This window comes from Streptomyces sp. NPDC055400 (assembly GCF_053644375.1).
In genome coordinates this window covers 81329-101981 of record NZ_JBSHLM010000015.1, presented here as the reverse complement: position 1 = coordinate 101981, position 20653 = coordinate 81329, and the positions used below count along the sequence as shown (strand labels likewise).

The following is a 20653-nucleotide window of genomic DNA, read 5'->3' as shown; positions in this document are numbered from 1 at the left end:
TCGGCTTCGGTCGCCGCTCAGAGGGTACCGAGGCCTGGTAGAGCCGTTGTAACGCAACCCTCGCCTCTGCCCAGACTAGTCCAGCATCGTATGAGTGTTCGATCCCTCGATGGGGTGAAGCGCACATCACGTTCCCTTCGAGGCATGAACCATTTAGGCTCCGGGCACGTCCTCATGAACAACCGACAAGCCAGTCGGCGGGGACCGACCTGACGGAACGCGCGAACCCGTAAGACACGTTAAGAGACGTAATACGGCACATTCGCCGCCAACCGGCAGCAGACAGCCCCTCGGAAAGATTTTTCGAGGAAAAGCCACGAGCGGGAACGTTTTCGGCCTGGTTGGATGTTGACCCTGGTACGACAGCTCGTCGAGCTAGAGAAGAGGCGACGTGACTACTGTTCTGACCCCCGCGAGCCCACTGACGGCCGCTGACCGCTGTGACCGTTGCGGCGCCCAGGCGTACCTGCGTGTCGTCCTCATCAGCGGTGGTGAACTGCTCTTCTGCGCCCACCATGGTCGCAAGTTCGAGCCGGAACTCAAGAAGATCGCCGCTGAGATACAGGACGAGACGGAGCGCCTGACCGCCGTTCCGGTAAGCGCCGAAACCGAGGAACGCTGACGCCTCGCACAACGACGAGCCAGCTCCGGCCCAGGCCGGTGATCGGGCGGCCATCCCTGCACCACAGGGGTGGCCGCCCGTCCTCGCATCAGCCCACATGTGCCCGTGGGGCACCCTGGGCGCCTCAGACAGGCTTCGGCATGACGCGCATGGCCTCCGACACGCGGGTGTAGACGCCGGGGCTTCCAGGGCGCCCACAGCCGTTCCCCCACGACACGAGCCCGATCAGGCGCCCGTGCGCCACCAGAGGGCCGCCGCTGTCCCCCTGGCAGGCATCCCGCCCGCCCCGCAGCACTCCCGCGCACAGCATCGTGCGAGCGAGGAACGTCCCCTCGGAGCGGCCCGGATAGGCCGCCTTGCACACGGAGCCCCGGAGCACCTTCACGTCCGCGGCCCGCAGCATGGTCGCGTAGTCACCGGTCCCGGTAGTGTCGCCCCAGCCGTAGACAGCGGCGCCGGTCCCGGCCGCGTACGCAGAGTCCCCCGCCCCCGCCATCGGGATCACGTACCGCTCGGGTAGCGGCTCGTCCAGTGTGACGATCGCCACATCCCCGGAGTTGGTCTCGGGGTCGTAGTCGGGGTTGACCCAGGTGCGGCGTACCGGGATCTCCGTGCCCGAGTGGGTCCGCAGGTCATCACGCTTCGCGATGACCTTGAGGTCATCCACGGCGCGCGGCGTGGTGCGCAGGACCTCGGGGCTGAGGCAGTGGGCGGCGGTCATGACGGTCGACCGCCCGACCACGACGCCCCCGCAGAACTGCCCGGACCGCGTACCCCCGAACCGGTCACGACTGGAGAGCGCCACCACCCACGGACTGTCGGCCACCCGGACCGGCCGGCCCCCGATGACAACACTGTCCGCCGCTGACGGGGCGGGGGAGGCCAGGGGCAGCAAGGCCGCCGCCGCCAGCAGGGCAGGCGCCCGGAACAGGGTTCGGACGAAGGGACGACGCATTCGCTGTCCTCACACTGGGTTGTATCGACCCACCCAGCGTGAGCGAACTTCGTGCGTCATGCACACGAGCACATCGAAGGGCCCGGCCCCCACAGGGGAGCCGGGCCCTTCGATGACTACCTACCTACCGACCGGATCCGGTCCGGGCGGTCGCGCTTTTAGTCCAGGTAGTCGCGCAGCACCTGCGAGCGCGACGGGTGACGCAGCTTCGACATCGTCTTGGACTCGATCTGACGGATCCGCTCACGCGTGACGCCGTAGACCTTGCCGATCTCGTCGAGGGTCTTCGGCTGACCGTCAGTGAGACCGAAACGCATCGAGACGACGCCCGCCTCGCGCTCCGACAGGGTGTCGAGGACGGAGTGCAGCTGCTCCTGGAGGAGGGTGAAGCTGACCGCGTCGGCCGGCACGACCGCCTCGGAGTCCTCGATGAGGTCACCGAACTCGCTGTCGCCGTCCTCACCCAGGGGGGTGTGGAGGGAGATCGGCTCGCGGCCGTATTTCTGGACCTCGATGACCTTCTCCGGGGTCATGTCGAGTTCCTTGGCCAGCTCCTCCGGGGTGGGCTCGCGGCCCAGGTCCTGGAGCATCTGACGCTGCACGCGCGCGAGCTTGTTGATGACCTCGACCATGTGCACCGGGATACGGATGGTGCGGGCCTGGTCGGCCATCGCGCGGGTGATCGCCTGACGGATCCACCACGTCGCGTACGTGGAGAACTTGTAGCCCTTGGTGTAGTCGAACTTCTCGACCGCGCGGATCAGACCGAGGTTGCCCTCCTGGATCAGGTCCAGGAAGAGCATGCCGCGGCCGGTGTAGCGCTTGGCCAGGGAGACCACCAGACGGAGGTTGGCCTCCAGGAGGTGGTTCTTGGCGCGGCGGCCGTCCTCGGCGATGATCTCCAGCTCGCGCTTGAGCTTCGGCGCGAGCTTGTCGGCGTTGGCGAGCTTGTCCTCGGCGAACAGGCCGGCCTCGATGCGCTTGGCGAGCTCGACCTCCTGCTCGGCGTTGAGCAGCGGGACCTTACCGATCTGCTTCAGGTAGTCCTTGACGGGGTCGGCGGTGGCGCCAGCCGCGGCGACCTGCTGCGCGGGCGCGTCGTCCTCGTCCTCGTCGGACAGGACGAAGCCCTGCGCGCCCTCCTCGCCGGGCTCGCCTTCGGCCTTGGCCGTGCCGGGGGTCTCCTCGGCCTCGTCGTCGGCCTCGTCGTCCTTCTTGCCGGACGTCTTCTTCGCCGCCGCCTTCTTGGCGACGGTCTTCTTGGCGACGGCCTTCTTGGCCGTCGTCTTCTTGGCTGCGACCTTCTTGGGTTCGGCGTCCTCAGCCTCGGCCTCTACGGCCGGGGACTCGGGAGTGGCCGTGGCAGCGACCTTCTTCGCCGTGACCGTCTTGGCGGCGACGGTCTTGGTGGCGGTGCGCTTGACCGGGCTCTTAGCTGCGACGCTCTTGCGGGGGCGCTTCGGCTCCGCGGCACTGACCATCAGCGTCACACCCTCTTCCTCGAGGATCTGGTTGAGGCTGCGCAGAACGTTCTTCCACTGAGTGGCCGGAATCTGGTCGGCCTCGAAGGCACGGCGCACGTCGTCGCCGGCGATCTGGCCATCAGCCTTTCCCCGCTCAATGAGCGCCATGACAGAGACGGACTCGGCGATCTCCGGCGGGAGCGTACGGGATGTGCTGGCCGACACGAACAACCTCTCGGAACGTTGGAAAACGGCTTCCGGCCCCGTCCTGTGAGGACCGGAGCCGACGACCGCCGGCTTGGGGATGGGCCGACGGCGCGGGCGGGGGCCGGGGAGATGGACAGCGCCATACGCGGCTGCTGTATTCCCTCCTCGACTGTCGCCTCTTAGGTCATCGCGCTGTTCCGAGGAGCGTTACGCCCAATCTGCGTGGCCCGAGTCACACCCCGTAAGCGCTCAAAAACTAATGGATACGGTCAAACATGGCCACTCTTCGGGTACCCAGCTCGAACCGGCGGAACCCGCGATCCACGCATGTGTCGCCGGATCGCGCCGGGTCCGGGGGGATCGGGCGCGATCCGGCGACACATGCGGAACAGATGGTGGGCTCACCCGGACCGTGCGGTGCATCGGACACCAGGGGCCTGCACCGAGGCGCCGGATCACCGAATCGCCGTGGAAGGCGTCAGTGCTCGCGGGGCGCCGGGACCACACGTTCGACATCGGGGTGGACGGTGAGCAGCTGCCGCATGGCGGCCTCCGCGCCCGTGCCGTCACCCGCGGCGAGGGCGTCGGCGATCCGGCTGTGGTGGGCGACGGCCGCCTCGTTCGGACGGTCGCAGCCCGTGACGGGTCCACCGGAGACCTGGAGGGCCGCGGAGACGATGCCGGACAGGTGCTCGAGCATGCGGTTGCCCGCGAGCTGGATGAGCAGGGAGTGGAACTCGGCGTCGGCGCGGGCGAAGGTGATCGGATCGCCCTGGCCCAGGGCGTGCCCCATGATCTCGACCATGTCGGCGAGCCGCTGCTGGACGTCCTCACGGCCGTGTCCGGCCGCGAGCCGGGCGGCGAGGGGCTCGATCGTCCAGCGCAACTCGTTCAGCTCCCGGCGCTGGTCGTCGCGCTGCGGGCCGAAGGCGCGCCATTCGATGATGTCCGGGTCGAGCAGGTTCCAGTCACTGACGGGGCGGACGCGGGTGCCGACATTGGGGCGGGCGCTGACCAGGCCCTTGGCCTCGAGGACGCGGAGCGACTCGCGGACGACGGTGCGAGACACCTCGAATCGCTGGCCGATCTCCTCGGGGACGAGCGGGCGGTCCGCGCCGAGGTCCCCGGAAACGATCATCTGGCCCAGCTGCTGGACGAGCTGGCCGTGCAGGCCGCGGCCGCGGCTGCCGGCGGCGCGCCGCCCCATCCGGCCGAGATCCTGATCCGCGACATCCCAAACAGGAGCGCCGACACGGTCGGCACCATTGGCCTCCCCATAGGGGTAGCGGTCGAGTTCGCCCGGGCCGGTCAGGCCGGAGTCGGCGGAGCGGGCGGCGGTCATCATGGTGTGCGCAAGGGTACTCACGGATCTGTTGTCGGCGCCGCTCCCAAGTCCCTTGAGGTCTTTGGTGAAAAGCACACGAAAGGGTGATCGCTTACCCCATCGCAATTGACGCCTTATCGGACGGAAATGGGCGATCATCGGGGAGTTGTGCGCGCGGCCGGACCGGAAGGCGCCGGACGGTCGTCATCGAGCCCTGGGACGCACCACTGTGAGCAGATAAGCGCAGAGCAGAGCGGTCAGCGACAACATCAGGGCGCCGCCCACAGGTTGAGCGATCATCCGCAGTCCCGCGGCCAGAAGACGCTCCGCCCCGAACGGCCAGTGCACAAGTGCCAGATCACGAAGCCTCGACGGAAGTCCCGCCGCCGTTCGCACAGATGGACCCGCCAAGGCCTCCTGTACGAGGGGTACGACGAGGATCGGAACAGCGAGTACGGCGGCCAGTCCGGCCGTCGTGGACCGGAAGACACCGGCGGCCAGCACCCCGGCCCAGGCGCACCCCATGACGAGCGCGAGCCAACTCGCGCTCGATGAAAGCCAGTCGGCGGGAACCTTGGTGAGCTCTTCTCCGTATACAAGGTGAAGCAGCACCGCGTCGGACGCGACGACGAGGAAGGCCAGCGAGACGGCGGTGGCCGCTGCGACGACGAGTTTCGCGCAGAGAAGTCCCAGGCGACGGGGGACGGTGCCGCGGTCGGCGGCCAGCGCGGGGTGACGAAATTCGTCGCCGAACGCGAAGGCCCCGAGCAGCCCCGCACCGAGGGCGGCCGGCGGAAGCGGCAGCTCCTGCGGCCAGGCTGCCAGGAGACGGGACTGCGGCGTGTGACCGGTCCGGGCGAGCAGTACGGCGACGATCGCGGAGGCGACGAGGACGGCGGCCGCCGTGAGGTAACCGGTGGCGATCCCGGTCGCCCGGCGAACCTCGTAACGCAGCGGACGGAGCGGGCTGGGTGCGGGGTGGACCGTGATGGGAGGTGGGAGGGGGGGCAGGGGGGAGGGGGGAGGGGCGGGGGCTGGGATTGACGAAGTTCCGGGCGCCCGAGGGCCCGCGTCGTCGCGCTGCGGCGACTCATCCGGGGAGGAGGCGTCGGCAAGCTCCGCGCCGGGTTCCGACGACTTTGTGGCCGGAGGCGGCGTCTCGGCGTGCGATGCCTTCGCGAGGGTTGTCTGAGGCGCGGTCGGCTCCGCGCCGCGGACTGCTTCAGTGTGCGCCCGCGCCGGAACGCTCACCGTCGGCCCCGCATCCCCGACCTCGTCCGCGAGTTGGTGGACCAGGATGCTGTGGCGGAACGCGGTTTCGCCGACGTCCGCGCAGTTACTGCCGTATACGGAGAGGCGGTTGCCGTCCTCGTTCACGACCTCGACGGACCGCTGCGTCGCGCGCGCCTCCTTGGCCAGCAGGACACCGAGCCGGGCGGCATGCGGGCTGCGCACGGCGACGCGGGGGCGCAGCCGCGTACGGGAGAAGTCGGCGACTCCCTGATCCGCGATGACGCGTCCTGCCTCCATGGTGACCACGCGGTCAGCGGTCCGCGCCGCTTCCTTGGCGTCGTCGGTGGAGAAGAGCACGGTGCCGCCGAGCGACGCGTGGGCCCGCAGGATGCCGTGCAGCCACTTGCCCTCACGCACCGAGAGCCCGTCGGCGGGTCCGTCGAGGACGAGGGTGTGGGGGTCGGCGAGAAGCGCGCAGGCGAGGCCGAGGCGCCTGTCCATGCCTCGCGAGAGCGTGCCGAGTCGCTGCTCCCGCAGGCTGACGATGCCGACGACTTCGAGGACCTCGTCGGCACGCTGTACCGGCACGCCCGCGGCCGCGCACAACATACGCAGTTGTCCGCGCACGGTTCGGGACGGATGCCCCTGGACCTCGCCGAGCAACACGCCCACCTCGCGGGATGGGTGGGGGATGCGGTGTAGGGGGCGGCCTCTGAAAAGCGTGATTCCACGGCCTTGTTGGAGTTCGAGCATCAGCCGAAGCGCCGTCGTCTTGCCGGACGCGCGGGCACCGAGCAGCGCCGTGACGCGGCCCGTCGGTGCCTCGAAGGACACGTCGTCGACAGCGGGCGGGAGCTCCTGGCGTGGGTTGCTGGTCAGTCCGAAGGCCTGGATCATCGCTTCTCTCGCAGGATGTGCGACCGCTCGGCGGCCGGGACCCGTCCGCCGAGCGGGGACGGACGAACCCCGTGGGTACCGCAGCAAGATAACGCGATATTTCTGGCTTTTCGGGCAGGGTGGGCGCTTCGGGTGTCCCTGCGCGGCGTGGGCGGGCAGAGCCCGGGGGCGGGCCCGGTCAGCTCCGGGTCACACCTCGGGGCGCAGCATCGGCGGGTTGAGCAGTGTCGCGCCCCCGGCGCGGAAGAGCTGGGCCGGCCTGCCGCCCTGGCGGGTGGTGGTCCCGCCGGTGGGCACGAGGAAGCCCGGGGTGCCTGTCACCTTGCGGTGGAAGTTGCGCGGATCGAGCGCGACGGCCCACACCGCCTCGTACACGCGCCGCAGCTCGCCGACCGTGAACTCGGGCGGACAGAAGGCCGTAGCGAGCGACGAGTACTCGATCTTCGATCGGGCGCGCTCCACGCCGTCCGTGAGGATCTGCGCGTGATCGAAGGCCAGGGGCGCCGCCTGCTCACCCTCGCGCCCGTACCCGCTCTCGTTCAGCAGTGCCTCTACGGGTGCCCAGCGCGCGCTGCGCGCGTCGCCACCCGCACGCGGTGCGGGCAGATCCGGCGCCAGGGCCAGATGAGCGACGCTGACCACGCGCATACGAGGGTCGCGCTTGGGGTCGCCGTAGGTGGCCAGCTGCTCCAGGTGCGCGCCGTTTACCTGGTCCGGATCCGCGGGATCATGGGCGCAGAGCCCGGTCTCCTCGATCAGTTCGCGCGCCGCGGCGGACGACAGGTCCTCGTCGTCCCGTACGAAGCCTCCGGGGAGTGCCCAACGGCCCTGGAACGGCGGTTCGCCTCGCCGTACCGCGAGCGCACAGAGCGCGTGACGACGCACGGTCAGCACGACCAGGTCGACGGTGACTGCGAAGGGCGGGAAGGCCGACGGGTCGTAGGGCGACATGCCGCGATCATAGTCGTCTTCCTGACGATAAACACTCCCTTCGCGATCGTCGATCAAGGCCTTCTTCGAAGTCCCCGAGGCGGGACTCCGCCGATCTCCCGAACTCACGTCCGCCCCGGTCACACCCCCAACTGCAACCCGTCGGCCGCCTCCTCGACCATGGCGAGACCGAGTCTGCTGACCCGCACCGAGAATGGTGCGCCCGCGACCCGCAGCCCGGCCAGTCCGATCTCGCCCAGGGGTGCGCTGCGCATCGGTCTCAGCGTCACCGTCCCGGCGGGCGCGTCCGGCCGGATCCCGGCGAGGGCCGCGAGGATCTGCACCCCTGCCGCCGCTGCGGTGGCCGCGGGTCTGCAGGCGGCCGGATGCGGAAGCGGCGCGCCCCCTTCGGAACGCTGCTCCCCCGCGTACATCTCGGGCAGCCGGAACCCGAATGCCTCGGCCGCCGACAGGACGCCCCGCAGCAGCGAACTCGACTCCTTCTCGTAGCCCGCAGCGGCCATGCCGCCCACGGCCAGCGCCGTCTCCTGCACCCGTACGGCTCCGCCACGGTGCCCGAACGGGTTGTACGACGCCTCCCGTACGCCCAGACTGCGCAGCCCCCACCCTGAGTCGAGTGCCGGACCGCCCAGGAGCCGTGCGAGCTGTTCGGTCTGCACCTTGTCGAGGAGTCCCGGGGCCAGCACACCGCCGCCGAGCAGCCCTGTGTCGAGGAGGTGGGCCGCGGCACTGCCCAGGTGGGTCAGGAGGCGTCCGTCCGGCATGCGGGCGGCGGCGGGCCGGCCGCCTCCGCGGTCCTCGGCCCAGAAGTCCTCCCTGAAGCGTGTCCGCAGCACTTCGGCCCATTGGCACAGTTCTACGGCCCCGGGTCGGCCATGGGCGTCGAGGAGATCCGCGCCGAGCAGGGCGGCCCGGTGGGCGTGGGCCTGGGTCTCGCAGCGCAACAATCCTCCGGGGCCGGGGTCCGCCAGGTACGTCCCTTCGCCAATGGCTGCCCGCAGCCAGTGCAGGCAGCGCTCCGCGGTGGGCAGCAGCTCGGCGACCTCCTGCTCGGGCAGGCCCCAGCGTCTCGCCTCCGCGAGGAGCGCCGGAAACAGGAGCGTCGCTTCGGTTCCCGTACAGCCGGGCGGCAGATGCGGGCCTGCGTCTCTCAGCGGGCCGGGGATCATCCCCGACTCCCTTCCTGTTCCCGGGAGTTGGGTCCGGGCGAGGGCCTTGAGCGTGCCCGCGGCCAACCGTGTTCCCAAAGGCAGCGCCAGCCGCGCGGCCGCCAACGCCTCGGCCGGGGCCAGGCCACAGCGCCAGGGCGCGCCTGCGGCGAGGTAGAGGTCCGAGGGGTGCACAGGGTCGCGCAGCAGCAATGCGTGCAGGTCCTCGGCGCAGGTTCTCAGCAGCGGCCCCACGCGTGCGTCGTCCCCTGCGGCCTGCGCCCCGGCGAGCGGACGTACGGTGCCATGCCCGACGGGCCCTCCCGTCCCTCCGCCGTCGGCCCGTACCCGTAGTTCGACACTCCACGTGCCACCCGGAGGCAGGTCGAACTCCCAGCGCAGCAGGCCGGCGGAGGCGAGCGCATCCCGGGGCGGCGGGTCGGCGGTGACGACGGCGTGGCCCGCGGGCGACGACCATCGCATGCCGGAGTCGTGGACGGTGGCGGACAGTGCGCGCCCCGGCCGTCCGGCCGCCACCGCGCCCAGCTCGGCCAGATCCGTACCGAGCGCGACCTCCACCGGCAGCCGCAGCGGGCGTGTGGCCGAGCTGCGCAGCGTGATCCGCTCCGTGCCGTCGGCATGCCGCATCCGCTCGACCATGATGTCCGGATCGGGTCCGCCGTCCACGACAGGCCTCAGCGTCGCCACGAACCGGGCCCGGTCGGCGGCGACCATACGGGCCTGAACCGCGACCGGCTCGCGCCCCGCGACGCGAAGCAGGCAACGCGACAACACACGGCGCCCGGCGCGGTAGAACCCCTCCAGGCCGTCGCCCGTCAACTGCCCCTGCTGCGAAGAAATCGCGAGCGAGGGCAGGGCCACGCAGATCAGCGCCGTGTGCGCCGGCGGCAGCTCCGCGGAGCGCCGGTGAGCGGGGGTGTTCGTGCGACCGGCCTGCGCGTTTAGGGGCTGAGCGTTGCGGGGAGCAGGGGGAGCCGGGTCCTTGCGGTGCGCGGACGAGACCGCTGGGGCGATTGCAGATGTCACTGCATGAGCGGACGGCGCTCCCGCGATGGCGGTAGACGGCCGCGCGGTGCCGGATGGCGCTCCCAGCCCTAAGGTCGCGGACGACACCCCAGCGGGCGCGGTCGACACCCCAGCCGGTGGAGGGGCCGACATCCCTGCGGGAAGTCCAGAGGCCCGGCCCACACCTCCGCCGAGGCGGTCGACGAACGAGTCACCCAAGTGACTCTCGAAGGACGCCTTGATCGAGTCTCCGGGCTCCGGCGCGCGTGCAGCTGAAGGCATCACCGCCGCCCCATCCCCGGCCAACCAGCGGTACCGGTCTCGCAAGGCGGTCCGACGGCACCTGGTGGGGCGTCGTTCTCCAGGGCGAGCAGCACCGGCACGGCGCAAGTCGATACGGCGGACACGGGCGACGACGCGGGGGGCGGCATGGGGTGGCTCCTTCCGCGCTGGGCGCGCGCGAGGCGCCGATGGCGCTCCGAAGGGTCGGCGGGGAGACAACGGCGCAGCCCGATCACGGGCTGTGCCACAGAGGTGAACGGGCCTGCACCACCCCAAGTCACGCCCACGGCAAAGGAAGCCCAGCAGCCGACGCCCCATTCCCCTCCCCAACTCCCCCACACCGGCCGATGCCCGCGCTACTACACAGGCGGGCATGCGGAGCCTGCGCCGCGAGCCGGTACTCATCCCTCCCGCCTCGTCCCCTGCCGCCCCACTCGGCGACGTCCCTGCGGTCGCCTCGGCGCATGCGCCCCAGCCTGGGCGGGCCTCTTTCCCGCGCCTGCACGTCGCGATCCGCGCCGGCGCAGGGCCGCTTCCAGGGCCCGCGTCACTCGATCCTCGGCCGGTTCCCGCGAGTCCTCGGCACTTGGCCGCCCAGAGGATCCTGCGCCCTTAAGGCCAGCGGCGCCTTCGGTATTGACGCCGGAAACGGGCCCCGCGCCTACCGCTACTCCGGCTCCGGCTCCGGCTCCGGCTCCGGCTCCGGCTCCGGCTCCGGCTCCGGCTCCGGCTCCGGCTCCGGCTCCGGCTCCGGCTCCGGCTCCGGCAGAGTCTGCCTCGGAACCCACCCCGGACGGCGCCACGTTCCGCTCGTCCCGGGTCTTGCGCAGGCTTCGCCGCACCGGCTCCGGATCCAGGTCCGCGCTGCACGCCTCCATGAGGAGCCGGGCGAAGACGTACCGGGGATCCGCCGCCAGAGCCATGTCCAATGCCTCGCCTGCCTCCACTCGGTCGCCCAGAGACCACGCGACCCAGCCGGCGAGCGTCAGCGGCGCCGCCGCGTGTTCGCCGTACGGGCCCACGCAGCGGCGGGCCAGGGCTCGCCACAGACGCAGAACAAGCGGTGCCTCGTCGCCCTCCATCCACTCGGCGGCGTGATCCCGGGTCAGCCGGTCCTGGAGGCCGAGGATCAGCCTCGCCGCTTCGTCATGCGCGAGCTGCTCGTCGTCTTTGAGATCGGCTTCGAGCGTGTCGCCGCCGGTCGGCAGGTGCCCGAAACGGCTCCAGACCCGCCGTGCGAGATCGAGCGTCTCGTCCGCGACCTCAACGCGCGGGACTCCGGCGAGGATCCTGGGGACCAGAGCCATGGCCGCGGCATCCAGCGCACGTACCTGCTCCGGCACTGCCGCCGTCTGCCACGGCGTGAGCCTGGCCCTCATCTCCCTTGGCGGGCGCCGCACTTGGATACCCGCGTAGGTCATCGCGGCCGCCGTGACGGACGTACCGGACGCGGCGAGCGGCGTGCCGTCGGGCGGGCAGCACTCCGCGACCGGGCAGCTGTACGACCAGAAGTGATCGTCGGCGATGCAGAGGGTCTCGACCACGGGCACGTCGAGGCGACCGCACGCCAAGCGCAGCATCTGCGCCAGTGGGTGCAGGCGCTCCATGATCTGCCGACCGGTCTCGGTGGTCTTCGGATCCCGGCACAGGAACGCGACGATGCCGTCCGGCGTTCCGTCCTTCCTCTCGCATCCACTGATCAGGCACTTGGCCATCTCGTCCGCGACGGAGGGCCAGTCGCCGGGGCGCTCGGGGATCCCGAGTCGCACGCGCCCGCCGAAGCGTCCGCGGTGCAGGGCGACCAGCACGATGCTGTCCTCGGGCTTGAACCCGAGCAAGTACGGGAGCGCTTCGGCCAGTTCGGACGGGTTGCGCAAGGTGACCTGTTCCGTGCCGCGTGTGCCGGCTGCTTCGCTGTGATTCGTCATGTGACGACCATGCCGCGAATCTCAAGATTCCGTTTTGACCTGTGGATAACCCGGATCAGGGACACGACAGGAGTTGTCCACAGGCCGGCAGGGTCACTCGCGCGAAGCCGACCCATCAGGCCATGCTTGTCCCAGCCATGTCGTTGACTTGCTGACGTCAGCTCAGCGGCCGTACGCGGAGCCCTGCGCAGGACCTCGCCGGGCCGGCCGCCTGCCGGACGGCTCCGGTCAGTGACTCAGCTCAGCGCCTCAGCCCTGAGCACCCCATGACTCAGCTCGCCGCAGCCAGCACCAACGGCAGAACGTGCTCGCTCCCCGCCTGCCGGAGCAGCCGCGCGGCGACCGCGAGGGTCCAGCCGGAGTCCGTGTAGTCGTCCACGAGCAGGACGGGCCCCGGAGCGCCGGCCAGGGCCGCAGCCAGATCGTCAGGAACGGTGAAAGTGCCGGACAGTGTCCTGAGCCGCTGGGCGGAGTTGCTGCGGCGTGCCGCGTGTACGTCCCCCGGCCCCGTATACGCAAGCGTGCCCAGGAAAGGGAGGCGGCCGATCGTCGCGATTCCCTGGGCGAGGGAACCGACCAGTTGCGGCCGGGCCAGGGACGGCACGGCGACGACTCCCACCGGCCGGGCAGAGGCGTCCGGAACACTCGGCGCCCAGCCCCCGGGCGAGCGCGCCCAGTCGGCGATGACGGCTACCGCGGCCTTCAGGACGTCGTCGGGGACGGGCCCGTCGGGCGCGTTCTCGGCCAGCAACGGGCGCAGGCGGTTGCCCCAGCCGATGTCCGAGAGCCGCCCCAGAGCGCGCCCGGTGGAGCACTGTTCCTTGGCCGGGATACGCCCCTTGAGGTCAATGCCCAGCGCGGGCATCCCCGTCGGCCACATGCGGCGCGGCTCGACCTCCACCCCCGGGCGGTCCAGCTCCCTGGCCGCCCCCGTCAGCATCTCCGCCGAGACCGAGGAATCGGCCCAGGCCCCCGCACAGTTGTCGCAACGGCCACACGGAGCCGCGCCCTCGTCATCCAGTTGCCGGCGCAGGAACTCCATCCGGCACTGGGACGTGCTCGCGTAATCACGCATGGCCTGCTGCTCGGTCGTCCGCTGCTTGGCCACCCACGCGTAGCGCTCGGAGTCGTACACCCAGTCGGCTCCCGTGGCCGTCCAGCCGCCCTTCACTCGCCTGACCGCGCCGTCGACGTCCAGCACCTTCAACATCGACTCGAGTCGACTGCGCCGAAGATCCACCGCCGCCTCCAGGGCGGGCACCGACAGCGGCCGTCCCGCACCAGCGAGAGCCGAGAGGGTCTGACGGACCTGCGCCTCGGGCGGGAAGGCCGTATCGGCGAAGTAGCGCCAGATGGCCTCGTCCTCCTTGCCCGGCAGCAGCAGCACATCGGCGTGGGCCACACCACGGCCCGCACGCCCCACCTGCTGGTAGTAGGCGATCGGCGAGGACGGCGAGCCGAGATGGATCACGAATCCCAGGTCCGGTTTGTCGAAGCCCATCCCCAGCGCGGAGGTGGCGACCAGCGCCTTCACGCGGTTCTCCTGGAGATCGATCTCGGCCTGGAGCCGGTCGGCGTTCTCCGTCTTGCCCGTGTACGACGCCACGTTGAAGCCGCGCTGGCGCAGGAAGGCGGTGGCCTCCTCGGCCGCGGCGACCGTCAGCGTGTAGATGATGCCGGAGCCCTGAAGTTCATCCAGGTGTTCGGCAAGCCAGCCCAGGCGGTGTGCGGCATCCGGCAACTGGACCACGCCCAGGCGCAGACTCTCCCGATCCAACGGGCCTCTGAGCACCAGTGCCTCGCCGGCTCCCGTACCCAGCTGATCGGCGACATCCGCCGTGACCCGCGCGTTCGCCGTAGCGGTGGTGGCCAGCACCGGAACACCGGCGGGGAGCTCGGCCAGCATCGCGCGCAGCCGGCGGTAGTCCGGCCGGAAATCATGGCCCCAGTCGGAGATGCAGTGCGCCTCGTCGACCACGAGCAGACCGGTCGTAGCCGCGAGCTTGGGCAGGACCTGATCTCGGAAATCCACCGAATTGAGGCGTTCCGGACTCACGAGGAGAACGTCGGTCTCGCCACGCTCGACCTCCTCATAGATCGTGTCCCACTCCTCAGGGTTGGCCGAGTTGATCGTGCGCGCCTGGATACCGGCCCGCGCCGCCGACTCGACCTGGTTACGCATCAGCGCCAGCAACGGCGAGATGATCACCGTGGGACCGGAACCACGCCGCCGCAGCAGGGCCGTGGCCACGAAGTACACCGCCGACTTGCCCCAGCCGGTGCGCTGCACCACGAGGGCACGCCGACGCTCCTCGACCAGGGCTGCCACCGCCTGCCACTGATCCTCCCGAAGGCGCGCCGAACCCCCCGGATCGCCGACCAGCTCAGCGAGGATGGCGTCGGCTTCGGCACGCAGCTCCTGGTTACTCATGCCCCCATGCAACCCCACACCACTGACAACGGCCCAATCGCCCGCCGCGGTGATCACCGCCGGCCCCCTCCGTCCGGCCGCCTGGAGGGTGCCCCGCCAGGTGCCGAACCCTTCTTGATCCGAGCCCTTCTTGATCCGAACCCCTCTTGATCCAATTCTCGGGGCGCCCGGATCACCGAGGTCAGGGGGTGTCACCGCTGGTCGTGGCGGTAACGACGTGATCCTGGCGTCTGGTCGAAGCCGCAAAGACGTGATCCTGGCGTCACGGGCGGCGGCGGTGGGCAGGGATATAGCCGACGCTTCCCCAGATACCGGCCCCCGGCCTCGATTGCTCGTTGCCGCAAGCCAGTGCGAAGGGAAGAATTGGAATCGCTCCCGCGCGGCTCGATCGTGGTCCGGTAGGGCTGTGCCGCGGTGCGCTCCCGCAGTCCGACCCCGCCCGCAGTGTGGGCGCGTAGCCGAAGGGAGGACCGTGACCTTCGGATTCGCTCCGTCCTCGGCGACAGCATTGTCGACGTCATCGACGCGTGCCGACATGTTCGCCGACTCCGCCAATCAACTCGCCAGGGTGCTCGAACCCGCGGAATGGGCCGCGGCCGGGATCCCCTTGCTGCGCAATCCGCGCGAGGTCGTCAGCGGCCTGCACGCCCGGCACCGCCCCAAGCCTCAGACGGCCGTCGTGGCCGTTCTTGACACGGAGGAGCGGCTCAGCGCCAGCGCGTCGTTCACACGGCGCGCGAGCGCGGCGGACGGCTGGGTGTTCCGCAACGCGCTGCTCACGCACCTACGCCGCGTCATCCCGCACGACCTCCGACGCCGCACACCGGTGCGTACAGCTGTACTGCTCTACTGCCGTGAGGGCGAGGCGCGTTGGACGGAGGAGGACGGTGCGTGGATGTGGGGGCTACGGGATGCCTGCACACTCCATGGGCTGCGCTGCGGGGCGTACATCACCATGACGCGGGACGGCTGGCAGGTACTCGGCGAGGGACGTGGCGGCCGGCGGCCGAGCCTTGGGTCGACGCCCGAAGCGTTCGAGGGCGGCGTCGAGCCGCCACTGCCGCGCGCGGGAGGAGCCGCGTCGGAGGTACTGCGCCGCGCGGCCGCCCGCTGAGAGCTGCCGCTGGAACGAGTCCGTCGCGACGTGGGCCGCAGTCACACGACGCCGCCGGCCGCCCGCGGAACCGTCGAGCGGTCCGGGCAGCCGGCGCGCGGCGTGTCAGACTCCGGCGCCCAGCAGGGAGTTGATGCGCTGCGGGTCGCCGCACACGATCAGCAGGGCGCCCGCCCGGCCGAGGGCGAGAGGCATTGCCGCGGCGGCCACCTCATCGGCACCGCCGTTCAGCGCGACGACGACCACAGGCCGCTTGCCGGCACGCTCAGCGGCAGCGGCGTCGGCGTAGAAGACGTCGTCACCCGCGTCGTGCTGCCCCCAGTAGGCGGTGTCGCCGAAGGACAGCTCGTGCGTGGCCCACGGGTGCGGGTCACCGGTGGTGATCACCAGCACCTCGCCGGGCGCACGGCCCGAGTCGAGGAGCAGGTCGACGGCTTCCTCCGCGGCGTCCAGGGCGCCCTCGACCGAAGCCGGGATCAGCTGGATCTGCGGCTGCGCACTCGCGTCCGCCGCGACGGGCGCGGTCGGCACGGCGGCGGGGGCGGCCGGAGCCGCAGGCCCCGGCTTGGCGGCGGACACCGACTCGCGCGACGTGCGCTGCGCGGGCGGCATCGGCCGTGCGGGACCCGGGCGTCCGGGTCGCGGCGGCGCCGCGGGACGCGGGCCGGGTACAGGGCGGGGGGTCGGCGCGTTGCGGCCGCTGGGGGCCGAAGTGGCGCGGGGACCCTGGGCACTCTCGTGAATCTGAGGCTCCTCGGGAAGGAGAGGCATGAGCTGATGTCTATCAAACGCCGGTGCGGGCGGCACCGGCGGGTGGCACATGAGTGCGAACGGAAGATCAGAAGTCGAAGCCGAGTTGGCCTTCGATCTCCGGAACGTTTCCGTCCGCCCAGATGCGGGCCTTCTTGAGGTGCCGCCACTGGGGCAGCGCATCAAGATACGCCCACGTGAGCCGGTGGTACGGGGTGGGCCCCCACACCTCCAGCGCGGCTTTGTGGACCGGCGACGGATAACCGGCGTTGGCCGCAAAACCGAAGTCTGCATGTTCGATGCCCAGTTCGGCCATCATTTTGTCGCGCCGAACCTTGGCGATCACCGATGCCGCCGCGACGGCCACACAGGACCGGTCACCCTTGATCACCGTGCGGACCTGCCAGGGAGCGCCGAGGTAGTTGTGCTTGCCGTCGAGGATGACCGCGTCCGGACGGACCGGAAGGGCCTCGAGGGCGCGCACCGCGGCGAGCCGCAGAGCGGCCGTCATCCCCAGCTCGTCGATCTCCTCGTGGGAGGCGTGACCGAGAGCATGTGCCGTCACCCAGCCCTCCAGCGTCTCGGCGAGCACTTCGCGCCGCTTCGGGCTTATCAGCTTGGAGTCGGTGAGACCTTCGGGCGGCCGGCGCAGCCCGGTGACGGCGGCGCACACAGTGACCGGTCCCGCCCACGCACCGCGACCGACCTCGTCCACACCGGCAACGATCTTGGCTCCGGTGGTGGCGCGCAGTGAGCGCTCGACGCTGTGAGTGGGTGGTTCGTACGGCATGGCGCCAGATAGCCTACGCCGCTTCGACCCCACAGCGACACCCCGGTACGACCGGCCCGTTCTGCGTCCACGCGGCGCGATGCCGCCCCACACCCCGGAGCCGGCTCGGACCCACGGCCGGCGCCGCCCCGCGTCACGCCCCCCGCGGCCGCAGCAGCGGAACCATCACCTGATCGATCATCTCCGTGAGATCACGCTCTTCCCATTCGCTCGCGCACACCTTGGAGCGGTACATCATCATCGCCGGGATGACATCACAGACGTACGCGTCAGCGGCGCCGGGGCGAACCTCTCCCCGCTCGATCCCGCGGTTCACGACCTCTTTGATCAGCTCGACGCTCGGCTGGACGACACCCTCGAAGATCACCTCATGGAAGCGCTGCGCCGTCGCCGAGTCGCATTCGTGAAGAACCGAACGCAGTGCGAATCCGGGGCGCGAGTACATCGCCTCACGCATCAGGCCGCACAGCTCGATCAGGTCCTCCCGGACGCTGCCGCGATCCGGCGCTCCGTCGAGCGTGGGCAGCGCCGCCTGGAGGGCGTCCGCGACGAGATCCTCCTTGGACGGCCAGCGACGGTAGACGGCGGCCTTGCCCGTCTGCGCTCCGGCGGCGACGCCTTCCATCGTGAGTGCGTTCCAGCCGACCGTACTGAGCTGCTCCAGCGCGGCTTCCAGGATGGCCCGCTCCAGTACGGGGCCACGCCGGCGCAGGGTGGCCGTCCGAGCGGGGGCGGCCGTCCAGCGCGAAGTATCCATCGTCTTCTCTCCGTTGGGGAACCGGGTGTTCGAGGCAGCTTCTTCAGTGAACGGTTGCGTTCACTGATGGGGAGTCACTACCGTTCGAGGCGACAGTGAACGGTTGCGTTCACTAACGCACTTGTGGGGGATCCATAGTGTCAACCTCTCAGTTAACTCAAGATCAGAAGCCGAACAAGCCGGGGAAGCCGGGGCAGGCACGACGGGCGGGGCGCCCCGGCATAGCCCTCGCCGTCATCGCGGCCTGCCAACTCATGGTGGTACTGGACGCGACGATTGTGAACATCGCGCTCCCGCACATTCAGGGCGCGCTCAAGTTCTCCACGACAGACCTCACTTGGGTCGTCAGCGCGTACACGCTCACCTTCGGCGGCCTGCTGCTTCTCGGCGGCCGCGCGGGAGACATCCTCGGCCGCCGCCGGGTCTTCATGTCCGGCATCCTGCTCTTCACGCTCGCCTCCCTGCTCGGCGGACTCGCCCAGGAACCCTGGCAGTTGCTGGCGGCCCGGGTCCTGCAGGGCGTCGGTGGCGCGATCGCGTCGCCCACCTCGCTCGCCCTCATCACCACGACGTTCCCCGAAGGCCCGGAGCGGAACCGCGCGTTCGGCGTCTTCGCGGCCGTCTCCGCGGGCGGCGGCGCCGTCGGTCTCCTCGCCGGCGGCATGCTCACGGAGTGGCTCGACTGGCGCTGGGTGCTGTTCGTGAACGTACCCATCGGCGTCCTCATCGCGGTGCTGGCGCCGATGTACATCAACGAGTCCGAACGCCATCCGGGGCGCTTCGACATCGCGGGCGCGCTCACCTCCACGGCGGGCATGGCCTCGCTCGTGTACGGCTTCATCCGGGCGTCGGAGGAGGGCTGGCGGGACGGCATCAGCGTGGGCTCGTTCGTCGCCGCCGTGGTGCTGCTGCTCGCCTTCGTGTTCATCGAGAGCCGGGCGAAGGAACCGATCACTCCACTGCGGATGTTCGCCGACCGCAACCGCTCCGGTACGTACGTGATCATGCTGAGCCTGGCCGCGGCGATGTTCGGCATGTTCTTCTTCATCGTCCTGTTCGCACAGAACGTCCTCAACTACACGCCGATCGAGGCGGGCCTCGCCTTCCTGCCCGTGACGGCCGCGATCATCGTCGGCGCGGGCCTGTCGCAGCGGCTGCTTCCGGTCCTCGGCCCCAAGCCGTTCATGATGACCGGCGCGACGCTCGTCCTGCTCGGCCTCGGCTGGCAGACGTTCATCTCTCCCGACAGCTCGTACGTGGGTGGGGTGCTCGGCCCGATGCTGCTGTTCGGCATCGGGATGGGGCTCAACTTCGTGACGCTCACCCTGACCGCCGTCTCCGGAGTCGCCCAGCACGAGGCGGGCGCGGCGTCCGGGCTGCTCAACGCGATGCAGCAGGTGGGAGGTTCGCTCGGCCTCTCCATCCTGACGACCGTCTTCGGTACGGCCAGCAGGAACGAGGCCAAGGACCAGATCCCCTCCTTCATGGCGCAGGCCACACCCGAGCAGAAGGCGGAGTTCGCCAAGACCCATCAGCTCCCGGCTCCCTGGGGTCACCAGGTCCTGGCCGAGGGCATCTCGACCGCGTTCATTCCGGCCGCGGCGATGGCGCTGCTCGCCCTGATCGTCGCCACTGTGGTGATCCGGGTACGCAAGAGCGACCTGGAAGCGCTCGCGGGTACCGCGGGTGCGGCCGGGCCGGCAGGCGGCTGACTGGGGAAGCCGTCCACCGGGGAGGTGGATGCCGGGCCGTCCGACTCGACGTGGGCGGCCCGGCATCCATCACACCCAAGCCGATGCGTTCACCAGAGCCACGGGTGTATCCGTCACACCGAGTGAGGCGTGAGGAACCCACAGGTCAGACCGGCAGTCCGGGCGCCCACTCCGGCAGGGGCTCGGTCCGCCGCAGCCACAGGTCCGCCGGAGCGCCACCCAGGCCTGAAGCGACCACTCCGCCCACGATCGCGCACGTCGTGTCCATGTCGCCGCCCACCTGGGCCGTCTCCCAGAACGCGCGCTCGAAGTCGCCGAGCCCGCGCGCCGCCGACCACAGGGCGAACGGCACGGTGTCGTGCGCCGTGGTGCGTCGGCCGCAGCCGAGGACCGCGGCCACCGTCCCCGGGTCGCCGTAGTCGAGCATGTCCCTGGCCCGCCGGAGCCCCGCGCCCACCGCACTGCGCGGCACGAGCGCGATGACTCCGTCGAGGAGCGCCTGCGGCGTCGGCGGTCCAGCCGGATCGGCCACGATCGCGGCAGCTGCGGCCACGGCCATGGCCCCGACCACGGCCTCCCGGTGCTGATGCGTCGGATAGGCGGAGATCTCGGCCTGATGCGTGGCCTGCTCCGGATCGTCCGCGTACCAGGCCCCGAGCGGGGCGATCCGCATCGCCGCGCCGTTGCCCCAGGAGCCCTGGCCCTTGAAGAGCGCGGAGGACAGCGAACGCCAGTCGCCGCCCTCGCGGATCTGCCGGAGCAGCCGGTTCACCGCGGGACCGTAGCCGCGGTCGAAGTCGTGGTGCTCCGCGAAGGACCGGGCGAGCGCGTCCTGCTCGATCCGGTTCTCGGCGGCCAGGACCGCCACTACGGAGCACGCCATTTCGGTGTCGTCGGTCCACTGCCAGATGCCGTCGGGCAGCTCGCGGCGCTTGAGCAGCGGATGGTTGGCGGGCACGAAGAACTGGGAGCCCAGCGCATCCCCCACCGCCAGGCCGCGCAGGCTGGACAGGGCGCGGTCAAGCCGCACATGAGGAGAGGAGTCAGCGGTCATCGCCCTGCC

15 protein-coding genes are annotated in these 20653 nt (G+C 70.6%); 3 read left to right on the top strand and 12 right to left on the bottom strand.

Annotated elements, in window-relative coordinates:
• Positions 1-391: 391 nt before the first annotated feature.
• Entirely contained in the window at positions 392-622 is a 231-nt protein-coding gene (locus ACWIGU_RS33370; RefSeq protein ID WP_127825940.1) for a DUF7455 domain-containing protein, read from the top strand.
• A 124-nt stretch (positions 623-746) separates the two neighbouring features.
• On the opposite strand, the gene ACWIGU_RS33365 is transcribed toward ACWIGU_RS33370, so the two are convergent.
• From ACWIGU_RS33365 to ACWIGU_RS33330, 8 genes are all read right to left on the bottom strand, one after another.
• On the bottom strand, positions 747-1577 hold the full coding sequence (locus tag ACWIGU_RS33365) for a S1 family peptidase (protein WP_454405405.1): 831 nt from the start codon (positions 1575-1577) through the stop codon (positions 747-749).
• A gap of 158 nt (positions 1578-1735) precedes the next feature.
• Complete coding sequence (locus ACWIGU_RS33360; RefSeq protein ID WP_454405404.1) at positions 1736-3265, bottom strand: RNA polymerase sigma factor; 1530 nt, start codon at positions 3263-3265, stop codon at positions 1736-1738.
• Between the two features lie 460 nt (positions 3266-3725).
• Entirely contained in the window at positions 3726-4613 is an 888-nt protein-coding gene (locus ACWIGU_RS33355; protein WP_454405403.1) for a FadR/GntR family transcriptional regulator, read from the bottom strand.
• A gap of 162 nt (positions 4614-4775) precedes the next feature.
• A complete protein-coding gene (locus tag ACWIGU_RS33350) occupies positions 4776-6701 on the bottom strand; it encodes an ABC transporter ATP-binding protein (protein WP_454405402.1) in 1926 nt (641 codons plus the stop codon).
• A 189-nt stretch (positions 6702-6890) separates the two neighbouring features.
• On the bottom strand, positions 6891-7652 hold the full coding sequence (locus tag ACWIGU_RS33345; RefSeq protein WP_356285215.1) for an NUDIX hydrolase: 762 nt from the start codon (positions 7650-7652) through the stop codon (positions 6891-6893).
• Between the two features lie 119 nt (positions 7653-7771).
• On the bottom strand, positions 7772-10108 hold the full coding sequence (locus ACWIGU_RS33340) for a glycogen debranching N-terminal domain-containing protein (RefSeq protein WP_454405401.1): 2337 nt from the start codon (positions 10106-10108) through the stop codon (positions 7772-7774).
• Positions 10109-10509: 401 nt separating this feature from the next.
• Positions 10510-12036: a DUF4192 domain-containing protein gene (locus ACWIGU_RS33335; RefSeq protein WP_454405400.1), complete on the bottom strand. Its 1527-nt coding sequence runs from the start codon at positions 12034-12036 to the stop codon at positions 10510-10512.
• Positions 12037-12307: 271 nt separating this feature from the next.
• Positions 12308-14467: a RecQ family ATP-dependent DNA helicase gene (locus tag ACWIGU_RS33330; protein WP_454405399.1), complete on the bottom strand. Its 2160-nt coding sequence runs from the start codon at positions 14465-14467 to the stop codon at positions 12308-12310.
• A 472-nt stretch (positions 14468-14939) separates the two neighbouring features.
• Between ACWIGU_RS33330 and ACWIGU_RS33325 the strand changes: the two genes are divergently transcribed.
• Positions 14940-15581 (top strand): hypothetical protein, encoded by a 642-nt coding sequence (locus ACWIGU_RS33325; RefSeq protein WP_454405398.1) that lies wholly within the window; start codon positions 14940-14942, stop codon positions 15579-15581.
• A gap of 105 nt (positions 15582-15686) precedes the next feature.
• On the opposite strand, the gene ACWIGU_RS33320 is transcribed toward ACWIGU_RS33325, so the two are convergent.
• From ACWIGU_RS33320 to ACWIGU_RS33310, 3 genes are all read right to left on the bottom strand, one after another.
• Entirely contained in the window at positions 15687-16352 is a 666-nt protein-coding gene (locus ACWIGU_RS33320) for a hypothetical protein (RefSeq protein WP_454405396.1), read from the bottom strand.
• A 67-nt stretch (positions 16353-16419) separates the two neighbouring features.
• On the bottom strand, positions 16420-17121 hold the full coding sequence (locus ACWIGU_RS33315; RefSeq protein WP_454405395.1) for a ribonuclease HII: 702 nt from the start codon (positions 17119-17121) through the stop codon (positions 16420-16422).
• 133 nt (positions 17122-17254) lie between these two features.
• Complete coding sequence (locus tag ACWIGU_RS33310; protein ID WP_454405394.1) at positions 17255-17878, bottom strand: TetR/AcrR family transcriptional regulator; 624 nt, start codon at positions 17876-17878, stop codon at positions 17255-17257.
• Positions 17879-18015: 137 nt separating this feature from the next.
• Between ACWIGU_RS33310 and ACWIGU_RS33305 the strand changes: the two genes are divergently transcribed.
• Positions 18016-19590, top strand: coding sequence for an MFS transporter (locus ACWIGU_RS33305; protein WP_454405393.1), 1575 nt, complete (start codon positions 18016-18018; stop codon positions 19588-19590).
• Between the two features lie 145 nt (positions 19591-19735).
• On the opposite strand, the gene ACWIGU_RS33300 is transcribed toward ACWIGU_RS33305, so the two are convergent.
• Positions 19736-20644 (bottom strand): ADP-ribosylglycohydrolase family protein, encoded by a 909-nt coding sequence (locus ACWIGU_RS33300; RefSeq protein WP_356285188.1) that lies wholly within the window; start codon positions 20642-20644, stop codon positions 19736-19738.
• Positions 20645-20653 lie beyond the last annotated feature (9 nt).

Coding starts and splice junctions, on each gene's coding strand:
- ACWIGU_RS33340 (WP_454405401.1), bottom strand. CDS start 10,108: ATGCCTTCAGCTGCACGCGCGCCGGAGCCCGGAGACTCGATCAAGGCG.
- ACWIGU_RS33300 (WP_356285188.1), bottom strand. CDS start 20,644: ATGACCGCTGACTCCTCTCCTCATGTGCGGCTTGACCGCGCCCTGTCC.
- ACWIGU_RS33310 (WP_454405394.1), bottom strand. CDS start 17,878: ATGGATACTTCGCGCTGGACGGCCGCCCCCGCTCGGACGGCCACCCTG.
- ACWIGU_RS33315 (WP_454405395.1), bottom strand. CDS start 17,121: ATGCCGTACGAACCACCCACTCACAGCGTCGAGCGCTCACTGCGCGCC.
- ACWIGU_RS33365 (WP_454405405.1), bottom strand. CDS start 1,577: ATGCGTCGTCCCTTCGTCCGAACCCTGTTCCGGGCGCCTGCCCTGCTG.
- ACWIGU_RS33335 (WP_454405400.1), bottom strand. CDS start 12,036: ATGACGAATCACAGCGAAGCAGCCGGCACACGCGGCACGGAACAGGTC.
- ACWIGU_RS33330 (WP_454405399.1), bottom strand. CDS start 14,467: ATGAGTAACCAGGAGCTGCGTGCCGAAGCCGACGCCATCCTCGCTGAG.
- ACWIGU_RS33345 (WP_356285215.1), bottom strand. CDS start 7,652: ATGTCGCCCTACGACCCGTCGGCCTTCCCGCCCTTCGCAGTCACCGTC.
- ACWIGU_RS33320 (WP_454405396.1), bottom strand. CDS start 16,352: ATGCCTCTCCTTCCCGAGGAGCCTCAGATTCACGAGAGTGCCCAGGGT.
- ACWIGU_RS33350 (WP_454405402.1), bottom strand. CDS start 6,701: ATGATCCAGGCCTTCGGACTGACCAGCAACCCACGCCAGGAGCTCCCG.